15 protein-coding genes are annotated in these 21,424 nt (G+C 47.0%); 12 read left to right on the top strand and 3 right to left on the bottom strand.

Going from position 1 to position 21,424, the window contains the following annotated elements:
* Nucleotides 1-19 precede the first annotated feature (19 nt).
* From ABQ275_RS15475 to ABQ275_RS15450, 6 genes are all read left to right on the top strand, one after another.
* The gene (locus tag ABQ275_RS15475) at nucleotides 20-1,036 is read left to right on the top strand and encodes a FecR domain-containing protein (RefSeq protein ID WP_349314051.1); all 1,017 of its coding nucleotides are present in this window, start codon (nucleotides 20-22) and stop codon (nucleotides 1,034-1,036) included.
* A 258-nt stretch (nucleotides 1,037-1,294) separates the two neighbouring features.
* Entirely contained in the window at nucleotides 1,295-4,555 is a 3,261-nt protein-coding gene (locus tag ABQ275_RS15470) for a TonB-dependent receptor (RefSeq protein WP_349314050.1), read from the top strand.
* 22 nt (nucleotides 4,556-4,577) lie between these two features.
* Entirely contained in the window at nucleotides 4,578-6,230 is a 1,653-nt protein-coding gene (locus ABQ275_RS15465; RefSeq protein ID WP_349314049.1) for a RagB/SusD family nutrient uptake outer membrane protein, read from the top strand.
* A 38-nt stretch (nucleotides 6,231-6,268) separates the two neighbouring features.
* A complete protein-coding gene (locus ABQ275_RS15460) occupies nucleotides 6,269-7,546 on the top strand; it encodes an IPT/TIG domain-containing protein (RefSeq protein ID WP_349314048.1) in 1,278 nt (425 codons plus the stop codon).
* A 40-nt stretch (nucleotides 7,547-7,586) separates the two neighbouring features.
* Nucleotides 7,587-8,726 carry a family 20 glycosylhydrolase gene (locus tag ABQ275_RS15455; RefSeq protein ID WP_349314047.1) on the top strand — a complete coding sequence of 380 codons (1,140 nt, stop codon included), beginning with the start codon at nucleotides 7,587-7,589 and terminating at the stop codon, nucleotides 8,724-8,726.
* Between the two features lie 183 nt (nucleotides 8,727-8,909).
* Nucleotides 8,910-10,241: a DEAD/DEAH box helicase gene (locus ABQ275_RS15450; RefSeq protein WP_349314046.1), complete on the top strand. Its 1,332-nt coding sequence runs from the start codon at nucleotides 8,910-8,912 to the stop codon at nucleotides 10,239-10,241.
* 144 nt (nucleotides 10,242-10,385) lie between these two features.
* Here ABQ275_RS15450 and ABQ275_RS15445 read toward each other — a convergent pair whose 3' ends face one another.
* Both ABQ275_RS15445 and pepE read right to left on the bottom strand, forming a co-directional pair.
* Nucleotides 10,386-10,973, bottom strand: a complete 588-nt coding sequence (locus ABQ275_RS15445; protein WP_349314045.1) for a TetR/AcrR family transcriptional regulator — start codon at nucleotides 10,971-10,973, stop codon at nucleotides 10,386-10,388.
* Nucleotides 10,974-11,027: 54 nt separating this feature from the next.
* Entirely contained in the window at nucleotides 11,028-11,735 is a 708-nt protein-coding gene (gene pepE, locus ABQ275_RS15440) for a dipeptidase PepE (protein WP_349314044.1), read from the bottom strand.
* Between the two features lie 289 nt (nucleotides 11,736-12,024).
* Between pepE and ABQ275_RS15435 the strand changes: the two genes are divergently transcribed.
* The 6 genes from ABQ275_RS15435 to ABQ275_RS15410 all read left to right on the top strand — a co-directional run bounded on the left by ABQ275_RS15435 (nucleotide 12,025) and on the right by ABQ275_RS15410 (nucleotide 19,806).
* Nucleotides 12,025-13,692, top strand: coding sequence for a ribulokinase (locus ABQ275_RS15435; protein WP_349314043.1), 1,668 nt, complete (start codon nucleotides 12,025-12,027; stop codon nucleotides 13,690-13,692).
* 6 nt (nucleotides 13,693-13,698) lie between these two features.
* A complete protein-coding gene (locus ABQ275_RS15430; RefSeq protein WP_349314042.1) occupies nucleotides 13,699-14,400 on the top strand; it encodes an L-ribulose-5-phosphate 4-epimerase in 702 nt (233 codons plus the stop codon).
* Nucleotides 14,401-14,453: 53 nt separating this feature from the next.
* Nucleotides 14,454-15,944, top strand: a complete 1,491-nt coding sequence (gene araA / locus ABQ275_RS15425) for an L-arabinose isomerase (RefSeq protein WP_349314041.1) — start codon at nucleotides 14,454-14,456, stop codon at nucleotides 15,942-15,944.
* 49 nt (nucleotides 15,945-15,993) lie between these two features.
* Nucleotides 15,994-17,676, top strand: coding sequence for a sodium:solute symporter family transporter (locus tag ABQ275_RS15420; RefSeq protein ID WP_349314040.1), 1,683 nt, complete (start codon nucleotides 15,994-15,996; stop codon nucleotides 17,674-17,676).
* Nucleotides 17,677-17,743: 67 nt separating this feature from the next.
* On the top strand, nucleotides 17,744-18,442 hold the full coding sequence (locus ABQ275_RS15415; protein ID WP_349314039.1) for an NUDIX hydrolase: 699 nt from the start codon (nucleotides 17,744-17,746) through the stop codon (nucleotides 18,440-18,442).
* A 206-nt stretch (nucleotides 18,443-18,648) separates the two neighbouring features.
* The gene (locus ABQ275_RS15410; RefSeq protein ID WP_349314038.1) at nucleotides 18,649-19,806 is read left to right on the top strand and encodes an aldose epimerase family protein; all 1,158 of its coding nucleotides are present in this window, start codon (nucleotides 18,649-18,651) and stop codon (nucleotides 19,804-19,806) included.
* 136 nt (nucleotides 19,807-19,942) lie between these two features.
* On the opposite strand, the gene ABQ275_RS15405 is transcribed toward ABQ275_RS15410, so the two are convergent.
* A complete protein-coding gene (locus ABQ275_RS15405; RefSeq protein WP_349314037.1) occupies nucleotides 19,943-21,421 on the bottom strand; it encodes a RagB/SusD family nutrient uptake outer membrane protein in 1,479 nt (492 codons plus the stop codon).
* Nucleotides 21,422-21,424: the final 3 nt, after the last annotated feature.

Here is a 21,424-nt window from a genome sequence, read left to right as displayed (position 1 = left end):
GTATCAGACAAATAGTAAAATGAGCGACCAACAACTGATTCGGTTACTGGAAAAATACCTGGAAGGCGATTGTACGGCGGAAGAAAGAGCAGCGATGGAATCCTGGTATGATAGATTTAAATCTTCGAAAGCATCGGACGAGGGGGCTCAGTTGCCTGACCTGATGCAGGTATATAACGATATTACCGATAAACTGAAAAAAGAAGGGGAGTGGCAGGAAGCGCCAGGGGAGCCGGTTGTACATAACATAAAGAGAGGCTGGTGGCGCGCCGCCGCTGCTATAGTTATACTGCTAACAGGCGCCGGTGTGTGGATGATGCTGGCCCGTCCGGCCAAACAGTTGGTGCTGGATACCCCAAGTGGTGTCAGGAAAAAGATCCTGCTGGAAGACGGCACCCGGGTATGGCTGAATGTGAGCAGCGAGCTGACCTATCCTGCTGATATTGCTACCCGCAAGCGGGAAGTATATCTGAAAGGGGAAGCTTATTTTGAAGTAGCGAAGAAAGATGCCCACCCCTTCATTATACATACTGCCGACATGAGCGTAAAGGTGCTGGGCACCCGCTTCAATGTGAAGGCTTACCAGGGCGATGCAACCATCGAAACAACTTTGTTGGAAGGTAAGGTAGCAGTGGGCATGAACAAACAGCCCGATAAAAATCTATTGCTGGCACCCGGCGAAAAACTCACACTCAAAAGAAAAGACAAGACTGCAACTGATCCGGCTACAGCGGGGCGGATCATCGATTGGGGCGAATTCCTGGCTATTGTACAACCCGTAAAACCGCAGGTGCCCGCCGAAACCGTATGGATGGACAACAGGTTGGAATTTAAGGATAAATCCTTCCAGGAGCTGGTAAAGCTCATGAGCCGCTGGTATGGCAAAAAAATAGTTTTGCAGGATAGCACCCTGAATGATAACATCTTCACCGGTACTTTCAAACGGGAAACTGTGGAAGAAGTGCTGAAAGTGATGCAGTTAACTGCCGATTTCAAATACACGATCAAAGGAGATACTATTTACATACACAATTAATCAACCAAGTCAAAAGCTAATAATTATGAAGAAGTTTACCAGGGTTATCACTGAACCCGTATAACCACACTTTCCGCTAATAAAAAAAGGGAAGTGCGGCAACACTCCCCTTTAAAGCCAAACATGGAACGAAACAAGTAGTCCGTGCGGGATTTCCTTTGTTTCAAATGTCTAACGTTCAATACCAAAAGTATGAAAAAAAAGCTGTGTTTAAAAACAGCCCTTTCCAACGATTTCCTGAGAAAAACATTCATGTGTATGAAGCTCTGTTTAATTCTTATTGCTGCTTCAATTTTACAGGTGCGTGCTGACGTCTATTCACAAAGCAAATTTACGCTTACCAGCAAGCAGATAGCCCTGCATAAGCTGCTTTCGTGGGTGGAAACAAAAAGCGACTACAGGTTCCTGTATAACGACAAAACCTTTCCGAAAGAGGAAAGGGTAGATGTTAATTTCCATGATGCTACCCTGCCGGAAATCCTGGACAAAGTACTGGATAAAGGTTTTAAGTATAAGATCCTGGATGACGGTCTGGTGGCTATCTCCGAAAGGTCCGCCGATATCCCCGTTACGGGTAAGGTAACCGGTGAGAACGACCTGGAACTGCTGGGGGTGAGTATACAACTCAAAGGTACCAGCAGGGGAACTACCACCGATGTTGATGGCAACTTTAAGATCACGGTACCTGAAAACGGGGTGCTGATTATTTCCTATCTGGGATATGAAGCACAGGAAGTACCCGTGAAAGGTAACGGCCAGCTGCCTGTTATCAAACTGAAACCGTCTGATGCCGGTTTGAATGAAGTAGTTGTATTAGGATATGGACAGAAGCAGACGAAACAGAGTATTACCGGTGCTGTATCCAGTATTCAGACGAAAGAGCTGAAACAGAGTCCTGTAGGTAACCTGACCAATGCGCTCGCAGGAAGGCTGCCAGGGCTTATCACCGCGCAGTATTCCGGCCGGCCGGGTGATGACTATTCGCAGTTATTTATCCGGGGATTGAATACCACCGGGTATTCCGATCCATTGATTGTTATTGATGGCTTGCCCCGTGGAAATGCTAATCTCGGGCAGTTGGATGCCAACGAAATTGAATCGGTGACCATTCTGAAAGATGCTTCTTCTGCTGCATTATACGGGATCCAGGGCGCCAATGGTATTGTACTGGTAACCACTCGCCGTGGTAGAAATGGCCCGCCAAATATCCAGGTAAATATGCAGTATGCCTTGCAGCAGCCAACCAATTTTCCACGTTTCCTGGATTCTTACCAGTCAGGACTGCTGGAAAATGAAGCCGCCAGGAATGACGGTCTCCCGGTTGTATTTACCGATCAGGAACTGGAATATTACAAAACAGGACTTAAACCATATGATTACCCCAACACCGATTGGTATAAAGAGTCCATCAGGAAAAATTCACCGCAGAAAACGGCGAACATCAATATCAGTGGCGGTTCCAAATTCATGCGATACTTTGTATCCGGTTCTTACCTGCGGCAGGAGCCGGTATATAATCATGCCAATGACAATGTGTATGGAATAAAGTATAAGTATGACCGTTATAATTTCCGCTCCAATGTGGATATTACTTTAGATAAAAATACAGACCTGCAGGTAGATCTGGCTTCCAGGCTGGAAGACCGTACCAGTCCTTCTCTGGACAGGGCAGGTGGTGAATTTTTCTGGGTACTGTTGTCGCAGATGAATAACCATCTTACACCTGTAAAAAATCCTGATGGCAGCATCGCTTCCGGGAATATGCGGGAAGATTTTTATAACCTGTACGGTGTACTTACACAGAATGGTTTCCTGGATGCCTATTGGCACAGTACCAACGGTAGTGTGGCCCTTTCCCGTAAACTGGATTTTATTACACCGGGGTTAAAAGTAAAGGGACTGTTTACTTTTGAAAACTATGGTGCTATCAATGTTGCAGAAGACCAGGATTTTGATTCTTACCGTTACAAATCCGTACCGGGCGGTGAAGGTACCTATACACAACACAGGGCAGCCACCAGCTTACAATACTCAGGCTCCAACAGCGGAGAAAGATATTATTACTATGATGTGAAATTAATGTATGACCGCGATTTTGGTAAACATGCCGTGAGCGGCTTATTCCTCTTTAACCGCAACTACCGTTCCCAGTCGGGCTATCTGCCACGGGTATACGAAGGTTATGTAGGACGCGTAGCCTATAATTATGCCGCTAAATATTACCTGGAATTTAATGCAGGTTTTAATGGTTCAGAAAACTTTCCTCCGGGCAGACGTTATGGATTTTTCCCGGCATTGTCTGCTGCATGGATGGTCAGCAATGAGGACTTTATGAAAAAACAAGCCTTGTTCAGCTTCCTGAAACTACGTTTCTCTCACGGTTATGTAGGAAATGATCAGATTGGTGGTAACCGTTGGTTGTATTTGTCCGATTACTCCAAAGGTGATGGTTTTGTATTTGGTAGTGTAGGCGCAAGCGTTGGTGGTTACTCCGAAAACAGGGTAGGTAATACCGCTATCACCTGGGAGAAGGCTGCCAAAACCAACCTGGGGATTGAAACCGGCTTCCTGAAAGACAAGATAAAATTTAACCTGGATGTGTTCAATGAACTGCGTACCAACATTCTTACGGCTGCGGGCACCATACCTGCGTACCTGGGTATAACAGCGTCGCTCAACAGGAACCTGGGTAGCATCCGCAACAGGGGTGTGGAACTGGAACTGAACGTGAATACCAATGTAGGTGCAGTAGGCGTATTTACAAAAATGAACTATCAGTATGTAAAGAATAAAATACTGGAAATGGATGAACCTGAGCTGGCCTACCAGTATCAGAGTGCTGTTGGATATCCTATTGGCTACTACCTGGGATATGAGTCATTGGGACTTTTCCAGAGCCAGGATGAAATCAATAAGAGTGCGAAGCAAACTTTTTCGCCGACGATACCGGGAGATATCAAATATAAAGATATCAACGGGGATGGGCTGATAGATGAAGTAGACAGGGTCAGGTTACCGATGTTGAATGTACCTACCAGTTATTTTGGCGCCACCTTCGGGCTTGACTATAAAGGAATAGATGTAAGTGTATTGTTTCAGGGTGCCGGCGGCGGACGTCAGATCTTTTCTTCCCAGCTAACCGCCAATTACAGGGAGAGCTATCGTCCGTTTATGCAGGACAGGTGGACACCGGAAAATGCTGCGAATGCGAAGTATCCGGTACTGCATCTCTCGGAAAGTAATATGGGTAACAATGCTGTCAGCTCCAGTTACTGGATCAGGAAAACAGATTACGTAAAATTAAAGAATGCTGAAATAGGTTATCGTTTACCGGTATCCCTGCTTAAACCGCTGAAGATAAAGAATGCCCGTATTTATGTAAATGCGATGAACCTCATCAGCTGGGATAATGTAAAAGAGCTGGGGATAGATCCTGAGTCAAATACCGGTGGCCGTTGGGGTTGGCAGCCTTATCCTATTATGCGCGTGTATAACGTCGGTATTACTATCAATCTTTAATCATCTGTCATAAAATATAAAAATGAGAACTTTCTTTTTAAGGACAGGTACGGCAGCATTACTGATCTTGTGTGCAACTGCCTGCAAAAAAAACTACCTGGACAGGCAGCCCAGTGATCTGATAACAGATAAAGAAGTATTTGGCAAAATTGAAAATGCAGAGAAATTTGTCAACGTTATTTACCAGAGTTTGCCCAACATGTTCCAACCCGGTTCGGGGTGGATGCTGAGCAGTGCAACAGATGAATCTAACCAGGCAGCTGATAACTCGGCAGCTTACCCTGATGCGGGTAATTTTAATACGGGTTCTATGAGCCCGTCTAACTTCCCTATGCAAAGCCTGTGGACAGATTATTATGGCAAGATCCGCTCCTGCAATAAATTCCTGGGCAACTATGATATGATAAAGGAAGATCCTAACTATCCGGCGCGTCGCACCCGGTTGAAAGGGGAAGTATTGACATTGCGCGCCTATTACTATTTTGAATTGCTGCGTACCTGGGGTGGCGTGCCATTGGTGCTCACAGAAAAAAATCCTTTCGATGATCCTGCGGGCATCTATTTTAAACGTAACACCATTGAGGAAGTAGTAGCCAGTATCCTGAGCGATCTGGACGAAGCGTCAACCCTGTTGCCCGTTAATTACAGCGACCGCCCGGCCAACTGGGGCAGGGCTACCAAAATGATTGCTATGGCATTGAAAGGAAGACTGCTGTTGTACAATGCCAGCCCGCTTTTTAATACAGCCAACGATAAAAGCCGGTGGCAAACGGCAGCTGTGGCTTGTAAGGCAGCATTAGACACTGCTATCGCCAACGGATATACGTTGAATGATAATTACGGTGATATATTTACGCAATACTTTAACCGGGAAGTCATCTGGAGCCGCCCGGCCCCCGGTGCTTTTGGTGATGGTGGTATAGACCGGGAAATGAATCCCCGCAGCGCCAACGGTTACGGAAACATAACACCACTGCAGGAACTGGTAGATGATTATGAAATGCAAAGCACAGGTTTGCCTGTTACCGATCCTGCATCCGGGTATATTACTGATCAGCCCTATAAAGGAAGAGATCCGCGCTTTTATGCTACCATCCTGTATCCCGGTGCCAGCTGGAAAGGAAAAGTATTAGATCCCAATGGTGCGGATGCACCACGATCCGGACAAATATCTACCAACTACTGGCCGCGCAAATTCCTGTTACCTTCTGTTGACCTGTTTGCCTCCAGTGGCGCAACAGATCGTAAATGGATACTGATCAGAACAGCAGAATTATATCTCAATTATGCAGAAGCACAAAATGAAGCTGGCGGCGATGATGCCGGCGTGATCAGTGCAGTGAATGCTATTCGTAAAAGGGCTGCCATGCCTGATATCAGCGGTGGATCACCCGAAGTCCTGCGCGCAAAGATCCGTCATGAAAGGAGGATTGAACTGGCGCTGGAAGGCTACCGTTTCTGGGATGTACGTCGCTGGAAAACAGCTGAAATAGTGGACAACAAAGAGGTACATGGAGTAACAGTATCTGGTACCGGAAATGTTACCTATACCTATCCGGTAATTGAAAAGCGGGCATTTGATCCGAAAAGAAACTACTGGTTACCAATACCACAAAGCGAGATGGATAAGGTAAGCAGCCAGAATGAAGGGTTTACACAGAATATTGGCTGGTAAAAGTATTACAAACCCCATATGGGCATAAATAAAAACAAATGAAAACTATCATATATAGTCTGCAACTTTCATTGCTCTTGTTCGCAGCGATGGGTTGTAAAAAAGATAAAGGCTTTGTGCATGATAATAATGCGCCGGTTGTTATTGACAAATTTACACCGGAAGCCGGTGCTGCCGGCACGGAAGTGTTGATCTATGGCAGTAATTTCAGTACCGATACCACGGGCGTTACGGTAACGGTGAATGGTGTAAAGGCACTGATCACGGGTATCATCAGTGATCATATACTGGTAGTGATACCGGTAAAAGCAGGTACCGGTAAAGTAATGGTGTCCATCAACGGGAAAACAGCGGAGGGCGCAAAAGATTTCCAATACCAGGCCTCTTATAAGGTAACCACCCTGGCAGGTAATGGTACTGCGGGTTTTGCCGATGGTATAGGCACAAAGGCGTTGTTTAATTTTGAAGACAGATGTGGGTTGGATGTAGATGATGAAGGAAACCTGTATGTAGCAGACAGCAAAAATTATAGTGTGAGAAAAATAACACCTGATGGAACCGTCACCACTTTGGCCGGCAACGGAGAATTTGGCTACCAGGAAGGAAAGGGAGATGCCGCAAGGTTCCAGTTGCCAACAGATGTTGCCGTAGATAAAGATGGAAATGTATTTGTATCAGATCCTTTTTCATGGGCGCTCCGGAAAATTTCACCGGATGGTACTACCACACTGATTGACTGGGTACAGGCCTGGGGACTGGGGGTGGACAAAAGGAACGGTACATTATACTGTGTAAATTCAACAAGCGGTAAAATCTACCAGGTGCCGCCGGGAGGAAGCCCACAGGAGATTATCTCCGGCCTCAATAATCCTGCAGATGTGGCAGTAGATGACCAGGGAAATTTATTTGTAACAGAATCCGGCAGTTCCCTTATCAAAAAATTTACAGCAGGAACCTGGGAGCCGGCTGTTATTGCCGGGGATGCCAGTGGCACCGGTCTGGTGAATGGAGTGGGTAGTGCGGCGCGGTTTGAATATCCATGGGGAATTGCTATAGATGCGCAAAACAACCTGTTTATTGCCGGTAATGGCAGTAAAGATGCGCCTTCTTCAAACAGTAATCAATGTATCCGCTTTATCACTGCCAATACCTGGAATGTAAGCACCTATATTGGTGGCACCACTGCCGGCTTTGCTGATGGCACCGGAGCAGCAGGGCTTTTTAACGTACCCACCGGTGTAGCGGTAGACAAAAACAACACCGTATACGTAGTGGATAGGGTTAATAACCGTATCAGGATGATCACATCGGAATAGGAACAATAACGCTGGACATCAAACAAAATTTATTTTTCTCATGAAATATTTAATAGGCCGGGCAGCTGTATGCATGCTGCTGTTGCTGGTAAGTACCGCAACGATGGCACAACATAATAAGGATTTCAAATGGAATGTACTGCCGGTAAAGGGGTTGTTGCTGAGTGTACCGAAATCGCAGGATGTACCATTGTTATGCCGTTTTATAAAAGAAGCACTGGTGGCGGAAGGAGTGAATACACTGGCATTAAGGATTGAGTACGTATACAAATTTAAATCGGACCCTGAGCTGGCAGATAATAATGCCATTTCAGAAAAGGAACTGAAGCAGATTGCGAAAGCCTGTAAGGAGGCGGGCATACGGCTTATACCTACTATGAACCTGCTGGCGCATCAATCCGAACAAACAGAGATGTTACCCCTGTTGAAAAAATATCCACAGCTGGATGAATCACCGGATTTTAATCCGCCGGTACCCTGGAAAGATGGGGGGATGTTTGACTTCTACAGTAAAAGTATCTGTCCTTTACATCCTGATCTGTTTAAGATCATATTTCCTTTAATGGATGAACTGATTGATGTATGTGGTGCAGATGCTTTCCATGTAGGACTGGACGAAGCATGGATTCTCGGCTATGATAAATGCCCACGTTGCGGTGGCAGGGATAAGGCGGAAATATTGGCCGGCTATATAACTGCATTACACAATCATCTGAAAGAGAAAAAGTGCCGGATGTGGATGTGGAGCGACCGGCTGATAGATGGTAAGGAAACTAACCTGCTGGGATGGCAGGCCAGCATGAATAATACCGCCAGAGCCATCGACCTGATACCGAAGGATATCATGATCTGTGACTGGAAGTATGAAGATGCACCGCCCACACCGGCCTATTTTGCTATCAAAGGGTTTAACGTGCTACCATCTGCCTGTGCCAAGGAAGAAGTAGCACTGGCCCAACTGGAGCAGGTATATGCCGCCCGTAAGAATGCTGCCCGCGCGGATTTCTCTCTTACTTTATCTGAACGCATGCCAGGTGTATTTGAAACCATGTGGGTAAATACCCGCGAGTTTATTGATGCCTATTATAACCGCCCAGGTGTGCGTAAAGGGGTACAGGATAATGCAGATACATTTAAAGCATTGTTTAAAGAAATCAGGAGAAATGAACAGTTAAATTAGATTTTGAGATTTTGGGATTTTGAGATTTGTAAATGCAGCGGAGGTAATGGTCTTTATTTAGGTAAAGGTTGATCTCCACTGCATTTACAAATCTCAAAATCCCAAAATCTCAAAATTCGTAAATCTAATCCGGTCCAAACCCTGTTGGATAGCCCAAATTTAATTTCCGTATTTTCGCGTCAAATGCATAAAGAAAAATACTCATTAGGAAATATTCTTTCCAATCTCAAGATCGATTCACTCAATGAAATGCAGCTGGCATCGGTAGAAGCAAACAAGCAACACCAGGACGTGATCCTGTTGTCTGCTACCGGTTCCGGCAAAACGCTGGCCTTCATGTTGCCGGTATTGTCACAGCTGGACCCTGCCAATAAAAGCACCCAGGCCCTGATTGTTGTGCCTTCCCGCGAGCTGGCCCTGCAAATAGAAAAGGTGTTCAAGCTGATGGGAACAGGCTATAAGATCACTGCCTGTTATGGCGGACATCTGAGAGAAACTGAAGAAAATAATCTCGTTCAGCCACCAGCTGTGATTGTAGGTACCCCCGGCCGTTTAGGGGATCATATTCGCCGTGGTAATATTACTGTGGCCGCTATCGAAACGCTGGTACTCGATGAATTTGATAAAACACTGGAACTGGGCTTCCAGGAAGAGGTGTCATTCATCGTGGAATCCGTGCCTAACGTTAAAAAGCGCATCCTCACTTCCGCTACGGAATCTGTGGACATCCCTGCTTTCCTTAAACTGGACAACCCGGAGAAGCTCGATTTTCTGCCTGAAGAAGGTACACCGCCTGCCAGGTTGACTATCAAACAGGTTTTATCTCCCGAAAATGATAAAGTAAATACCCTGTTCCGCCTCATCTGTTACCTGGGTAACCGTTCTACCATTGTGTTCTGCAATCACCGCGAAGCAGTGGAACGTACCAGTGTGCTGTTGTCGGATAAAGGGATCATCAACGAATTCTATCATGGCGCCATGGAACAGCAGGAACGCGACAGCGCCCTCTGCAAGTTCAGAAATGGTACCGTGAACGTGCTGGTAACCACCGATCTGGCCGCACGTGGCCTGGATATTCCCAATATCCGCTATATCGTGCACTTCCACCTGCCACATACAGAAGACAGCTGGACACACCGCAACGGCCGTACAGCCAGAATGGAAGCGAGTGGTACCGCCATCGTGATCCTGTCGCCGGATGAGAAGCTGATGCCGTACATCGTCGATGAAGTAGTGGAAGACATTAACCTCCCCGAAACATCCACTTTGCCCGATAAGCCCAAATGGACAACCCTGTTCATCGCCGCGGGTAAAAAAGATAAAGTGAATAAGGTAGATATTGTCGGCTTCCTCACCAACAGGGGCATGCTGAAAAAAGAAGATATCGGCTTGATCGAGGTAAAAGACTTCTTCTCATTCGTAGCCGTGGTGAAATCCAAAGTAGGTAATACTTTAGAGATGATCAAGGAACACCGGATCAAGAACAAGAAAGTGAAGATAGAGGTAGCAAAATAAAACCAGGATTAAAAGATTACAGGATTTGCCAGGATGGGTGCAGTAGATATAAAAGGAGATCAACAATTATTTTATCTTAATAATTACTCTTCTTATATATCTACTGCACCCATCCTGGCAAATCCTGTAATCCTTCAATCCTGGTCACGGTTTTAGTGCTTTCATTACCCGCTCAAATGTTTGTTTCATTTTCTGCTCACTCAGCGAAAATGGTTTGCCTGACATCGCGCTGTTATCCAGGTGGAATTTAACCAGTATATAAAAGGGGCCGTAGGCCAGCGACCAGAATATTTCTGCGGGCAGGTCTGCCAGTTGCTTTCTTTGTACGGCTTGTTTTACAAACTTGTGCATGGCGGTACGGAAGGGGTCTTCCCGTGCTTCCTGTTGCCGGATCAGGGGAGAGTTGCGGAATTGCTCTGAAAAATGGTAGTGCAGGGGATATTGAAGGATGTAACGATAACGGTTATTCCATTGCAGCCATAACCCCGCTTCAAAGTCCATTTCCGGGTCAAAATTTTGGAGTGTTTCTTTCACAAACAGGTCTGCCACCGCTATGTACAGCTGGTTCAACAGATCTTCCCTGTTTTTAAAGTAGATGTAAATAGTGGAAGCAGATATATTGGCTGCTTTGGCCAGTTTATGCATGCTCAATCCGTCAAAGCCTTCATTTACGATCATCTCGATAGCTTTCTCGCGGATGGCGATTTCTTTATTTTCGTCTCTTATACGCATGATCTTATAAAGATAAACGAATACTTGTTCGTTTAATCAGCCGGGCGGGATTTTTTAGCGGAGGTAGGTGAGACTGGTACCACTTTCTATTTCGTAAGCCGCTTTGCCGGCTTCAAAAATGCGGGCAGGTAAAGACCCCTCCAGGGTTATTGCCTGATCTTTTACATAGATCCAGCTGCCTTCCCGCAGGCCCACAACGGGTGTGGAGTACTGTGTATGGTATTCCCTGATGCGTGCTTCCCTGGTTTCTCCCATATGAGGCAGATCGGGAATAGGATCGAGGTAGTGGGGGTTCAGGTTGAACGGGACCAGCCCCATAGTCTGAAAACCGGGCGGGTATACAATGGGCATATCATTGGTGGTTTGCATGGACACACCGCCTATATTACTGCCGGCGCTGCAACCCAGGTAAGGACGGCCCATTTCAACGGCCGCCTTTAAAACATCCATCAGTCCCTGTTCTTTCAGTTCCTTTACCAGGAGGAAGGTATTGCCGCCGCCGGTGAAAAACGCCGCCCCCGTTTGTATCGCCGCCGCCGGATTTGCAAAGGTATGCAACCCCCGCACCCGGATATTTAAGGGCGCAAATGCGGCTGCCGCCCGTTCCGTATAATCGTCGTGAGAGATGCCGCCGGGCCGTGCATACGGCACAAATATCATTTCATGGATTCCGCTGAATAACGGTTTTATTACCGGCTGCAAGTAGGCCAGGTAAGCGTCTCCGAATAGGGTAGACGTACTCGCCAGTACAATATGCTTCATGCGCAATTTTTTAATCTGCTGAAAATCAAAAGTAAATCATCTTCCTCAGAAAAATTTAAGGGAACAATATACAGACAGGATATTAAAAAAAACAGCCTACGGGGGATACCTTGTTTTATTTTAAAAATTTTAATTGTAATTATGACAATTATTTTGTTCTTTTGGATTACACACCGGGAAATACGGTTTGCTATCCACGATATATGAAAGCTTTTATTTCAGGCTTCCCTCCGGGAAGATTTGAAAGGCCGCTGTTATTCTTTTTAAATAAGTGTCAATCATACAATATATGAGCTATGTTATAGGGGTGGACTTTGGTACAGACTCCGTACGTTCCATCATCGTGGATGTTCGCAATGGTAAAGAAGTGGCGGCGGCTGTTTTTTATTATCCCCGCTGGAAGGATGGTCTTTTCTGTAACCCCGCGCAGAGTCGTTTCCGGCAACATCCGCTGGATTATATAGAAGGATTGGAAGCAACGATCAGGGAATGTCTGCAACAGGCCGGTGCAGCAGTGACGGCAGAAATAAAAGCAATATCCGTTGATACCACCGGATCTACACCTGTAGCGGTAGATGAAACAGGTACGCCACTGGCATTGTTGCCTGCTTTCAAAGACAATCCCAACGCTATGTTTGTGCTGTGGAAGGATCATACGGCTCTGAAAGAAGCGGCAGCAATCAATGCTACAGCGGCCACTTTCAAAGAAAACTACCTGCGCTTCGTAGGTGGTATCTATTCTTCCGAATGGTTCTGGGCTAAACTGCTGCATATTCTTCGTGCAGACGAATCCGTTAGAGGAGCAGTCCATTCCTGGGTAGAACATTGCGATTGGATCCCGTTCCTGCTTTCCGGTGGAAAGCAGGCCAGTCAGCTGAAACGCGGCATTTGCAGCGCCGGTCACAAAGCATTGTTTGCGGCGGAATTTGGTGGATTGCCACCGGATCATTTCTTTACCGCCATTGATCCTTTGCTAAAAGGGTTCACCAATCGATTATTTACACAAACCTATACTGCCAGCGAAGCCGCCGGCCACCTTTGCCCGGAATGGTCAGAACGACTGGGACTCCCTGTCAGCGTGGTGATTGGCATCGGCGCCTTCGACGCGCACATGGGCGCCGTAGGCGGACAAATAGCCCCTTACCATCTCAGCAAAGTAATGGGTACTTCTACCTGCGATATGCTGGTGGCGCCCATGGAAGAAATGAAGGATACACTGGTAAAGGGCATCTGCGGACAGGTACCCGGTTCCGTTATCCCCGGTATGATGGGCATGGAAGCCGGTCAGTCGGCCTTTGGCGATGCCTATGCCTGGTTCAGCAGGATCCTGTCGTGGCCACTGGAACAGCTGTTGCCCGCCTCTGCACTCATTGATGCAGAGCTGGCCGCCCGGCTGACCAAAGAAGCGACCGGTAATATGATCCGGGAACTTAGCCGGCAGGCAGCAGCGATCCCGCCGGAAGAACACACAGAGCTGGCCCTGGACTGGCTCAACGGAAGGCGTACACCCGATGCAGACCAGTCGCTCAAAGGCGCCATCACGGGTCTTAACCTGGCAACGGATGCGCCACGCCTCTTCCGCACTATCGCTGAATCTACCTGTTTCGGCGCCAAAGCCATCGTAGAACGTTTTAACCGCGAAGGCGTACCGGTAAAAGGGTTGATCGGTATCGGCGGTGTGGCAAAAAAATCACCCTTCATCATGCAGATGATGGCAGACGTGATGAATATGCCCATCCGCATCCATCGCTCCGAACAAACCTGCGCACTCGGCGCGGCCATGTTTGCCGCTACGGCCGCAGGGTTGTTTGAGAAAGTGGAAGATGCCATGGAGGCTATGGGACAAGGATTTGAAACAACCTGGTATCCTGATGTACAACGTACATCTATATACGAAAAAAGGTATGCTGAATATAAGGCACTCGGTGCTTTCACTGCTTCTATCACCATTCATTAATTCGTTATGCAGCAATATCAAGATATCCGGCAGGCGGCCTATGAAGCCAATATGCAACTGCCCGCACTGGGGCTGGTGCTCTTCACCTTTGGCAATGTAAGCGCAGCAGACAGGCAACTCGGTGTATTTGCCATCAAACCCAGCGGGGTGCCTTACACGGAACTATCTCCTGAAAAAATGGTGATCGTGGATTTTGAAGGTAAAACCGTTGACGGCTCCCTGCGCCCATCTTCAGATACCCTCACCCATGCCGTACTATATAAGCACTGGCCCAACATCGGAGGCATTGTACATACTCATTCCACTTACGCCACTGCATGGGCCCAAAGCCAGCGGGATATTCCCATTTATGGCACCACACATGCAGATCACAATACCACCGACATTCTCTGCGCACCACCCATGTCTGATGAGATGATAGCAGGTGATTATGAATACCAGACCGGTTTTCAAATCATGAATGCCCTGAAGGAACGCGGCCTGAGCTATGAAGAACTGGAGATGATCCTCGTAGGAAACCATGCCCCGTTTACCTGGGCTGCAACACCCGCCAAAGCAGTGTACAACAGTGCTGTACTGGAATCGGTGGCGCAAATGGCCTATCTCACAGAAATGCTCAACAACAATGTACCACGACTTAAAGATGCTCTCATCAGGAAGCACTTTGAACGTAAACACGGCGGCAACTCCTACTACGGTCAGGAATAAACGAATTCAAAACCCCATTCAAATCAACAATCAACAATCGAAATATTGCCTTTATGTCGGACCTGAAAAAATTAGAAATCTGGTTTGTTACCGGAAGCCAGCACTTATATGGTGATGAAACATTGCGACAGGTAGCTACCCACAGCACAGCGATTGCAGCATTCTTCAACAGTCATGAACGTATGCCCGTTACCGTTGTATATAAGCCTACTGTTAAAACACCGGAAGAAATTTATGCGGTATGTATGGAAGCGAATGCCATCCCGAATTGTATCGGCATCGTTACCTGGATGCATACTTTTTCCCCCGCTAAAATGTGGATCGCTGGTCTGAAAGCATTACAGAAACCGGTATGCCACCTGCACACGCAGTTCAACCGGGATATTCCGTGGAGCGAAATAGATATGGACTTCATGAACCTGAACCAGAGCGCGCATGGCGACCGGGAGTTTGGATTTATGATGAGCCGCATGCGGTTGAACAGAAAGGTAGTTACCGGTCACTGGCAGGATCCGGAAGTACTGGCTGAAGTGGCCATGTGGACAAGGGCGGCAGCTGGCTGGCACGACTGGCAGGGTGCACGTTTTGTGCGTTTTGGTGATAACATGCGGTATGTAGCGGTTACCGATGGTGATAAAGTGGAGGCAGAAAGTAAGTTCGGGTTCTCTGTAAATACTTACGGTATCGGTGATTTGGTGCAGGTGATCAACGGTATTTCCGATGCAGCAGTAGCAACACTCGTAAAAGAATACGGCGACGCCTATACGATGTCGTCCTCCTTGTTACAGGACCCTGCGCTGAAAGATGCGGCCAGGATAGAACTGGGTTTGAAAGCATTCCTGGAAGACGGCAACTTCAAAGGATTTTCTGACACCTTTGAAGACCTGCACGGAATGACGCAGTTGCCTGGAATTGCGGTGCAGCGGCTGATGCAGGCGGGCTATGGTTTTGCCGGCGAAGGCGATTGGAAAACAGCCGCACTGGTACGGGCCATGAAAGTAATGGGCAGCGGCCTGCCGGGTGGCAACTCTTTCATGGAAGATTATACTTATCATTTTGATCCGCAAAACCCGATGGTACTGGGGGCGCATATGCTGGAAATATGTTCGTCCATTGCTGCAGGCAAACCTTCCTGTGAAAAGCATCCATTAGGGATTGGTGGCAAATCCGATCCGGTGCGGCTGGTGTTCAATGTAGGCGCAGGCCCGGCTATCAACGCCTCCGTAGTGGATATGGGCAACCGTTTCCGGTTGATCGTAAATGAAGTGGAAGCAGTAGCGCCGCCACAGGACCTACCCAAACTACCCGTGGCCCGTGTATTGTGGAAACCTTACCCGGATATGAAGAAAGGTTGCACCGCCTGGATTCTGGCGGGAGGAGCACACCATACCTGCTTCAGTCAGAACCTCAGCGCAGCGCATATGCAGGACTTTGCAGATATCGCCGGCATAGAACTGGCCCTGATAGGAAAAGACACAGACCTGCGGCAGTTCAGGAATGAGCTGCGCTGGAGTGAAGTGTATTATAAACTTTATCAATCCTGAGATAACAATTACGGCTATACGCGTTTATAACCATCCAACTTTCCCCGTTATGCATACAACACTTTCCATCGGAGATATCATCGTCTTCGTGATCTATTTTGTAATAGTAGCCGGTTATGGCTTCTGGATCTATCAGAAAAAGAAGAAAGATAAAACGGATACCAAAGATTTTTTTCTGGCGGAAGGATCGCTCACCTGGTGGGCTATAGGCGCATCGCTGATCGCCTCAAATATTTCGGCGGAACAATTTATCGGGATGAGTGGAGATGGTTTTTTTGTGGGTATAGCCGTAGCAGCCTATGAGTGGATTGCAGCCATCGCACTTATTATTATCGCGGTATGGTTTATTCCTATCTATCTTAAGAATAAGATTTATACCATGCCGCAATTCCTGAAAACCCGCTACAATGAAACGGTGGCATTGATCATGGCGGTTTTCTGGTTATTTCTTTATGTGTTTGTAAACCTTACCTCTATTTTATATCTCGGCGCCCTCGCTATCAACGGCTTGCTGGGCGGCGATTACCTGCATGTGGTGATGATTGCCTTGTCGGTTTTCGCTGTCATTATTACCCTGGGTGGTATGAAGGTGATTGGCTATACGGATGTGATCCAGGTGAGTGTGCTGATCATTGGCGGCCTGGCCACCACTTATATGGCCCTCACATTGGTGAGTGAGAAGTTTGGGCTGGGACGCGATGCCATCGCTGGTTTCAACGCCCTCCTGAAAGATGCGCCGGATCATTTTCATATGATCCTGGATAAGCCGGATGCCGCTTCTCCACAGGAGTACATCAATAAATACCTGGTACTTCCCGGTATCCTGATGTATGCAGCCGGACAGTGGATCGTTAACCTCAACTACTGGGGTTGTAACCAATACATCACGCAACGTGCACTGGGAGCCAACCTGGAGACGGCACGCAAGGGCATCCTCTTTGCCGGCCTCCTGAAAATTATGATGCCGCTTATCGTGATGCTGCCAGGTATTGCGGCGTATGTACTGCACAAGAACGGGCATTTGCCTGGTCTCACGAGCAAGGATGGCGCTTACGCGGCCATTCTTGGTTTTTTGCCATCGGGCCTGAAAGGGTTGTCTATAGCGGCTTTGACGGCAGCCATCGTGGCTTCGCTGGCGGGAAAGGCCAATAGTATCGCGACTATTTTTACACTGGATGTATACCGTAAATATATCAGGAAGGGCGCCTCCGAAGCCAGCCAGGTATGGACAGGCCGCATCACCGTAGTGGTAGCCATGTTGCTGGGTATCCTTTTTACCTGGAACGATCTCCTGGGAATAGGCGGTGAGGGCGGGTTTACGTTTATTCAAAAATATACCGGTTTCATAAGTCCAGGTGTATTTGCGATGTTCCTCCTGGGTATGTTCTGGAAACGTACTACCGGTGCGGCGGCCGTAGCGGGTATTATCACCGGTTTTGGACTATGCGTGTTCTTCAACCAGTTTGCGCCACAGGTATTGGGTCATGAAACGTTTTTCTATACAGCCTATCCCAATGGGAAGGGTGGATATGAAATTCCGTTCCTCATCTGTATGGGGCTGTCCTTTATGTTCACTATGATCGTGATGATCGCTATCAGCTTTACGGGTCCTAAGGTGAATCCGAAAGCATTTATACTGGATAAGGCTATGTTTAAGATCTCGCCGGCTACTACGGTACTCATTGTAATTACCCTGTTATTACTATCGGCCTTGTATATACGTTTTTGGTAGATCGCAGGTTTGACCCATGATAAATGGCGTGTTTTAAATTTGTACATTTGACCAATAACATTCCATTATGAAAAGATATTCGCAGCAGACCCGATTGCTATTTGCCGTTGATTGTATCATATTCGGGTTCGACGGGCTGGAACTCAAACTGCTGCTGATACAAAGAGGATTTGAACCTTGCAAAGGGCAATGGAGCCTGGTGGGTGGCTTTGTGCAGGAGGACGAAAGTGCCGATGAAGCTGCCGCCAGGGTGCTAAGGAACCTGAGTGGACTGGATGGCGTGTACATGGAACAACTGCATACCTTCAGCTCACCACAGCGGGATACGGTAGAGCGCACTGTATCGCTGGCATTTACCGCCCTGATAGATATTCAGAAATATAAACAGCAGCTCAATGAAGATTTTCATGCGGTATGGTTTCCCATCAACCAGCATCCTGATCTGATCTTTGATCATGTGGCCATGGTAGAACAGGCCAAAGTGCGGTTGCGGTATAAGGCTGCGCTGCACCCGTTATTGCTGGAGTTACTACCGGGTAAATTCACGCTCCCGCAGTTGCAGCACCTTTATGAATGTGTGTACAATATCAATTTCGATAAGGGCAACTTCAGCCGTAAGATCCTATCTACAAAGCTGCTGGTGAAGCTGAACGATAAAGACAAGCTCAGCTCCAGGAAGGGCGCCTTTTATTATAAAGTAGATAAGAAAAAGTATAACGCCAATATCCATTCCTTCCTCAACTTTGTGCCGGACCCGCATGTATAATTGTGAAATCCTTTGAAGCAGCGCCTGATAGTAACCCGCTCTTAAAATCAAATCCGGCATTCGTGTTTTCCTATATCCGTACCGGATTCAACAGCTTGATTAAGTGTTGCTTTGACAATAAAATAGTAAAAAAATATATTTGTGTTTAGCTGGATTATCCCGATATTTAGAGATACTTTTCACTCAACTTAAAATACGTTATGGAAATGAATTTCAGGGCAATCACGGCTCTTATGATCTCTGGCGGCGTTACGCTGGCCTCGTGTAACGGTAATACGTCTCCAAAACAGGAAGGTGCGGAAGGTGCACAGGATACTGCGTCCACTACGCCTGCGACTGCACGTAGTTTTGGGCAGGTAGACGGGCAGGAGGTATTGCAATATACGCTTACAAATGCCAGTGGGATGCAGGTGAGGATCCTCAATTATGGTGGCATCATCACGGATATTATCACCGCCGATAAACAAGGCAGGAAAGGTAATGTGGTATTGTCATGCAATACACTGGCCGGTTACCAGCAAAAAGGCATGCCTTATTTCGGCGCACTGGTAGGCCGTTATGCCAACCGTATTGCAAACGCTACATTTAAACTGGACGGCAAAGAATATACCCTCGCTGCCAATAATAATGGCAACAGCCTGCATGGCGGTCTTAAAGGATTTGATAAAGTGGTTTGGGCCGCTACGCCTGTGGGCGACAGCGTGCTGGAACTGAAATATACCAGCAAAGACGGAGAAGAAGGCTATCCCGGCAATCTGCAGGTGACCGTTGTATACACGCTTACACCGGACAACGCCCTGGAGATCTCTTATAAAGCTACTACTGATAAAGCAACACCAATAAACCTGACGAATCACACCTATTTTAATTTATCTGCCGGCAATGATAGCACCATCCTGGGGCATATCGTATCACTGAAAGCTGATAAATATACACCGGTAAATGATAAACTGATTCCTATCGGCACTCTGGCGCCGGTAAAAGGAACACCAATGGATTTTACTTCTCCCAAAAAAGTAGGGGATGATATCGCTAAAGTAAAAGGCGGTGGCTACGATCATAACTATGTACTCAATAAAAAGGAAGGTGCATTGGAAACAATAGCTACCCTGTATGACCCAACCAGCGGTCGTTTCATGGAAGTGTCCACTACGCAACCCGGTATCCAGTTCTATACCGGCAACTTCCTCGATGGCACTTTAACAGACACCCATGAAGGTAGAAAATACATCCAGCATGGTGCGCTTTGCCTGGAAACACAGCACTTCCCTGATTCTCCGAATCAACCCAACTTCCCAAATGTAATCCTGAAACCAGGAGACACATTTGCGGAAACAACAGTGTATAAGTTTTCCACTAAATAAAATATTTAGGGATTTACGGATTTTTTGATTTACGAATTTTGGGATTTGAAAATGAGCAAAGATTATATGATATATCACAATCTTTACTCATTTTCAAATCCCAAAATTCGTAAATCAAAAAATCCGTAAATACTTATTAATAGTTCGGATTCTGTATCAGCGTCCCCTTGCTTCTATCTATTTCCTGTTGGGGCATAGGGAAATAGTAATGTTTCGGGCGGGTGAATGTACGTGGTGCACCGCCTCTTGTTACTACTTGTCCGTCGAAAGCCAGTTTAGGCTTGCTGTACAGGGCAGCAATATCTACCAGTTTGGCTTTATCCCAACGCAGGAGGTCCTGGTGACGCTCATTTTCTCCACACAATTCTATACGACGTTCATGCATCAGCTCTTTCATGCCGGCACCTGAAACGGACGGCAGCGTGAGGGAAGCACGGTTGCGTACAGCATTTATTTCTGTGTCACCAGCACCGGTGCCATTCAAGCGGATCTTCGCTTCTGCTACCAGCAGGTATATATCTGCTGATCTCATCAACGGTGTTTTCAGGGAGTAGTCTAAACCGCCGGAAGGTTTCCAGCTGCAAAACTTATTGTAGTGATAGCCTGTCCAGGAAAGGTCTGCGGTATAAGTCGCTATTTCTGTTCCGATGTTGATCTTGTCACCGGGTTTCATGATGCAGATATCCTTGCGGGGATCGCCGGTTTCGAATTCATCCACCAGCCCTTTGGTAGGGTAGAAGAAGCTCCAGCCATTCCATTTGCGGGGGGCATGGTAGGTGATGAAGTCGGAATAGCCGTTGCCATCCACTGTTTGTACAGCCAGCAGCATTTCGGAATTATTACCAGTGGCAGTTTTGAAATTGTCTTCGTAGTGCGTGGCTAATTTATAATTAGGATTACTGACTACTTTACTGCCGTATTCGATTGCTTTGTCCAGCTTTTCCCAGTTCATATACAATTTGCAGAGCAAACCCCAGGCGGTGCCTTTGCTGACACGTCCTTTGTCGCCGCTGCCGTAGGTTTCCGGCAGTTCATCGGCAGCTGCCAGCAGGTCTGTTTCAATTTGCTGACGTAGTTCATCCGCACTTACTTTAGGTTTGTTATAGGAAGATTTGGCTACATCGTCTTCTGTGATGATAGGTGCTTCTCCATATACCAGCAGTAACCGCCAGTAAGAGAAGGCGCGGAAAAAATGCGCTTCACCAAGACAACGGTTTTTGATGTCTGCATCTATGTCTGTGATTTTGGGGATATACATCAATGCATTGTTAGCACGGTTGATGGTTTCGTATTTCCATCTCCAGCCTACTCTTACGCTGTAGGTAGAAGCATCATAGGTGAAATCTTCTATCATGGCATCATAATCATGATCGCCACCACGCACCTGGTCATCGGAGCAGTTATCGAATACAAATTCATTGAAGCCGGTATAATCTTCTTCCAGCAGTACATTATAGACACCGGTAATACCATCTACGGCATCGCTTTGGTTGCGCCAGTAGTTGCCGGTGGTGTAGTTACCCTGTGGTTTTACATCCAGTACGCTTTTGCACGCTGTGAGAGACAATGCAGTGCTGATACCCAGTAACAGCGTTATATTTTTGATCTGTTGCATAGT

The sequence above is a fragment of the Chitinophaga sp. MM2321 genome (assembly GCF_964033635.1).
GTDB lineage: Bacteria > Bacteroidota > Bacteroidia > Chitinophagales > Chitinophagaceae > Chitinophaga.
This window is presented reverse-complemented; position numbering and strand designations above follow the sequence as displayed.

What these genes read in the sequence shown, in the direction of transcription:
- ABQ275_RS15475 (WP_349314051.1), top strand. Translation starts at nt 20, where the DNA reads ATGAGCGACCAACAACTGATTCGGTTACTGGAAAAATACCTGGAAGGC.
- ABQ275_RS15470 (WP_349314050.1), top strand. Translation starts at nt 1,295, where the DNA reads ATGAAGCTCTGTTTAATTCTTATTGCTGCTTCAATTTTACAGGTGCGT.
- ABQ275_RS15465 (WP_349314049.1), top strand. Translation starts at nt 4,578, where the DNA reads ATGAGAACTTTCTTTTTAAGGACAGGTACGGCAGCATTACTGATCTTG.
- ABQ275_RS15460 (WP_349314048.1), top strand. Translation starts at nt 6,269, where the DNA reads ATGAAAACTATCATATATAGTCTGCAACTTTCATTGCTCTTGTTCGCA.
- ABQ275_RS15455 (WP_349314047.1), top strand. Translation starts at nt 7,587, where the DNA reads ATGAAATATTTAATAGGCCGGGCAGCTGTATGCATGCTGCTGTTGCTG.
- ABQ275_RS15450 (WP_349314046.1), top strand. Translation starts at nt 8,910, where the DNA reads ATGCATAAAGAAAAATACTCATTAGGAAATATTCTTTCCAATCTCAAG.
- ABQ275_RS15445 (WP_349314045.1), bottom strand. Translation starts at nt 10,973, where the DNA reads ATGCGTATAAGAGACGAAAATAAAGAAATCGCCATCCGCGAGAAAGCT.
- pepE (WP_349314044.1), bottom strand. Translation starts at nt 11,735, where the DNA reads ATGAAGCATATTGTACTGGCGAGTACGTCTACCCTATTCGGAGACGCT.
- ABQ275_RS15435 (WP_349314043.1), top strand. Translation starts at nt 12,025, where the DNA reads ATGAGCTATGTTATAGGGGTGGACTTTGGTACAGACTCCGTACGTTCC.
- ABQ275_RS15430 (WP_349314042.1), top strand. Translation starts at nt 13,699, where the DNA reads ATGCAGCAATATCAAGATATCCGGCAGGCGGCCTATGAAGCCAATATG.
- araA (WP_349314041.1), top strand. Translation starts at nt 14,454, where the DNA reads ATGTCGGACCTGAAAAAATTAGAAATCTGGTTTGTTACCGGAAGCCAG.
- ABQ275_RS15420 (WP_349314040.1), top strand. Translation starts at nt 15,994, where the DNA reads ATGCATACAACACTTTCCATCGGAGATATCATCGTCTTCGTGATCTAT.
- ABQ275_RS15415 (WP_349314039.1), top strand. Translation starts at nt 17,744, where the DNA reads ATGAAAAGATATTCGCAGCAGACCCGATTGCTATTTGCCGTTGATTGT.
- ABQ275_RS15410 (WP_349314038.1), top strand. Translation starts at nt 18,649, where the DNA reads ATGAATTTCAGGGCAATCACGGCTCTTATGATCTCTGGCGGCGTTACG.
- ABQ275_RS15405 (WP_349314037.1), bottom strand. Translation starts at nt 21,421, where the DNA reads ATGCAACAGATCAAAAATATAACGCTGTTACTGGGTATCAGCACTGCA.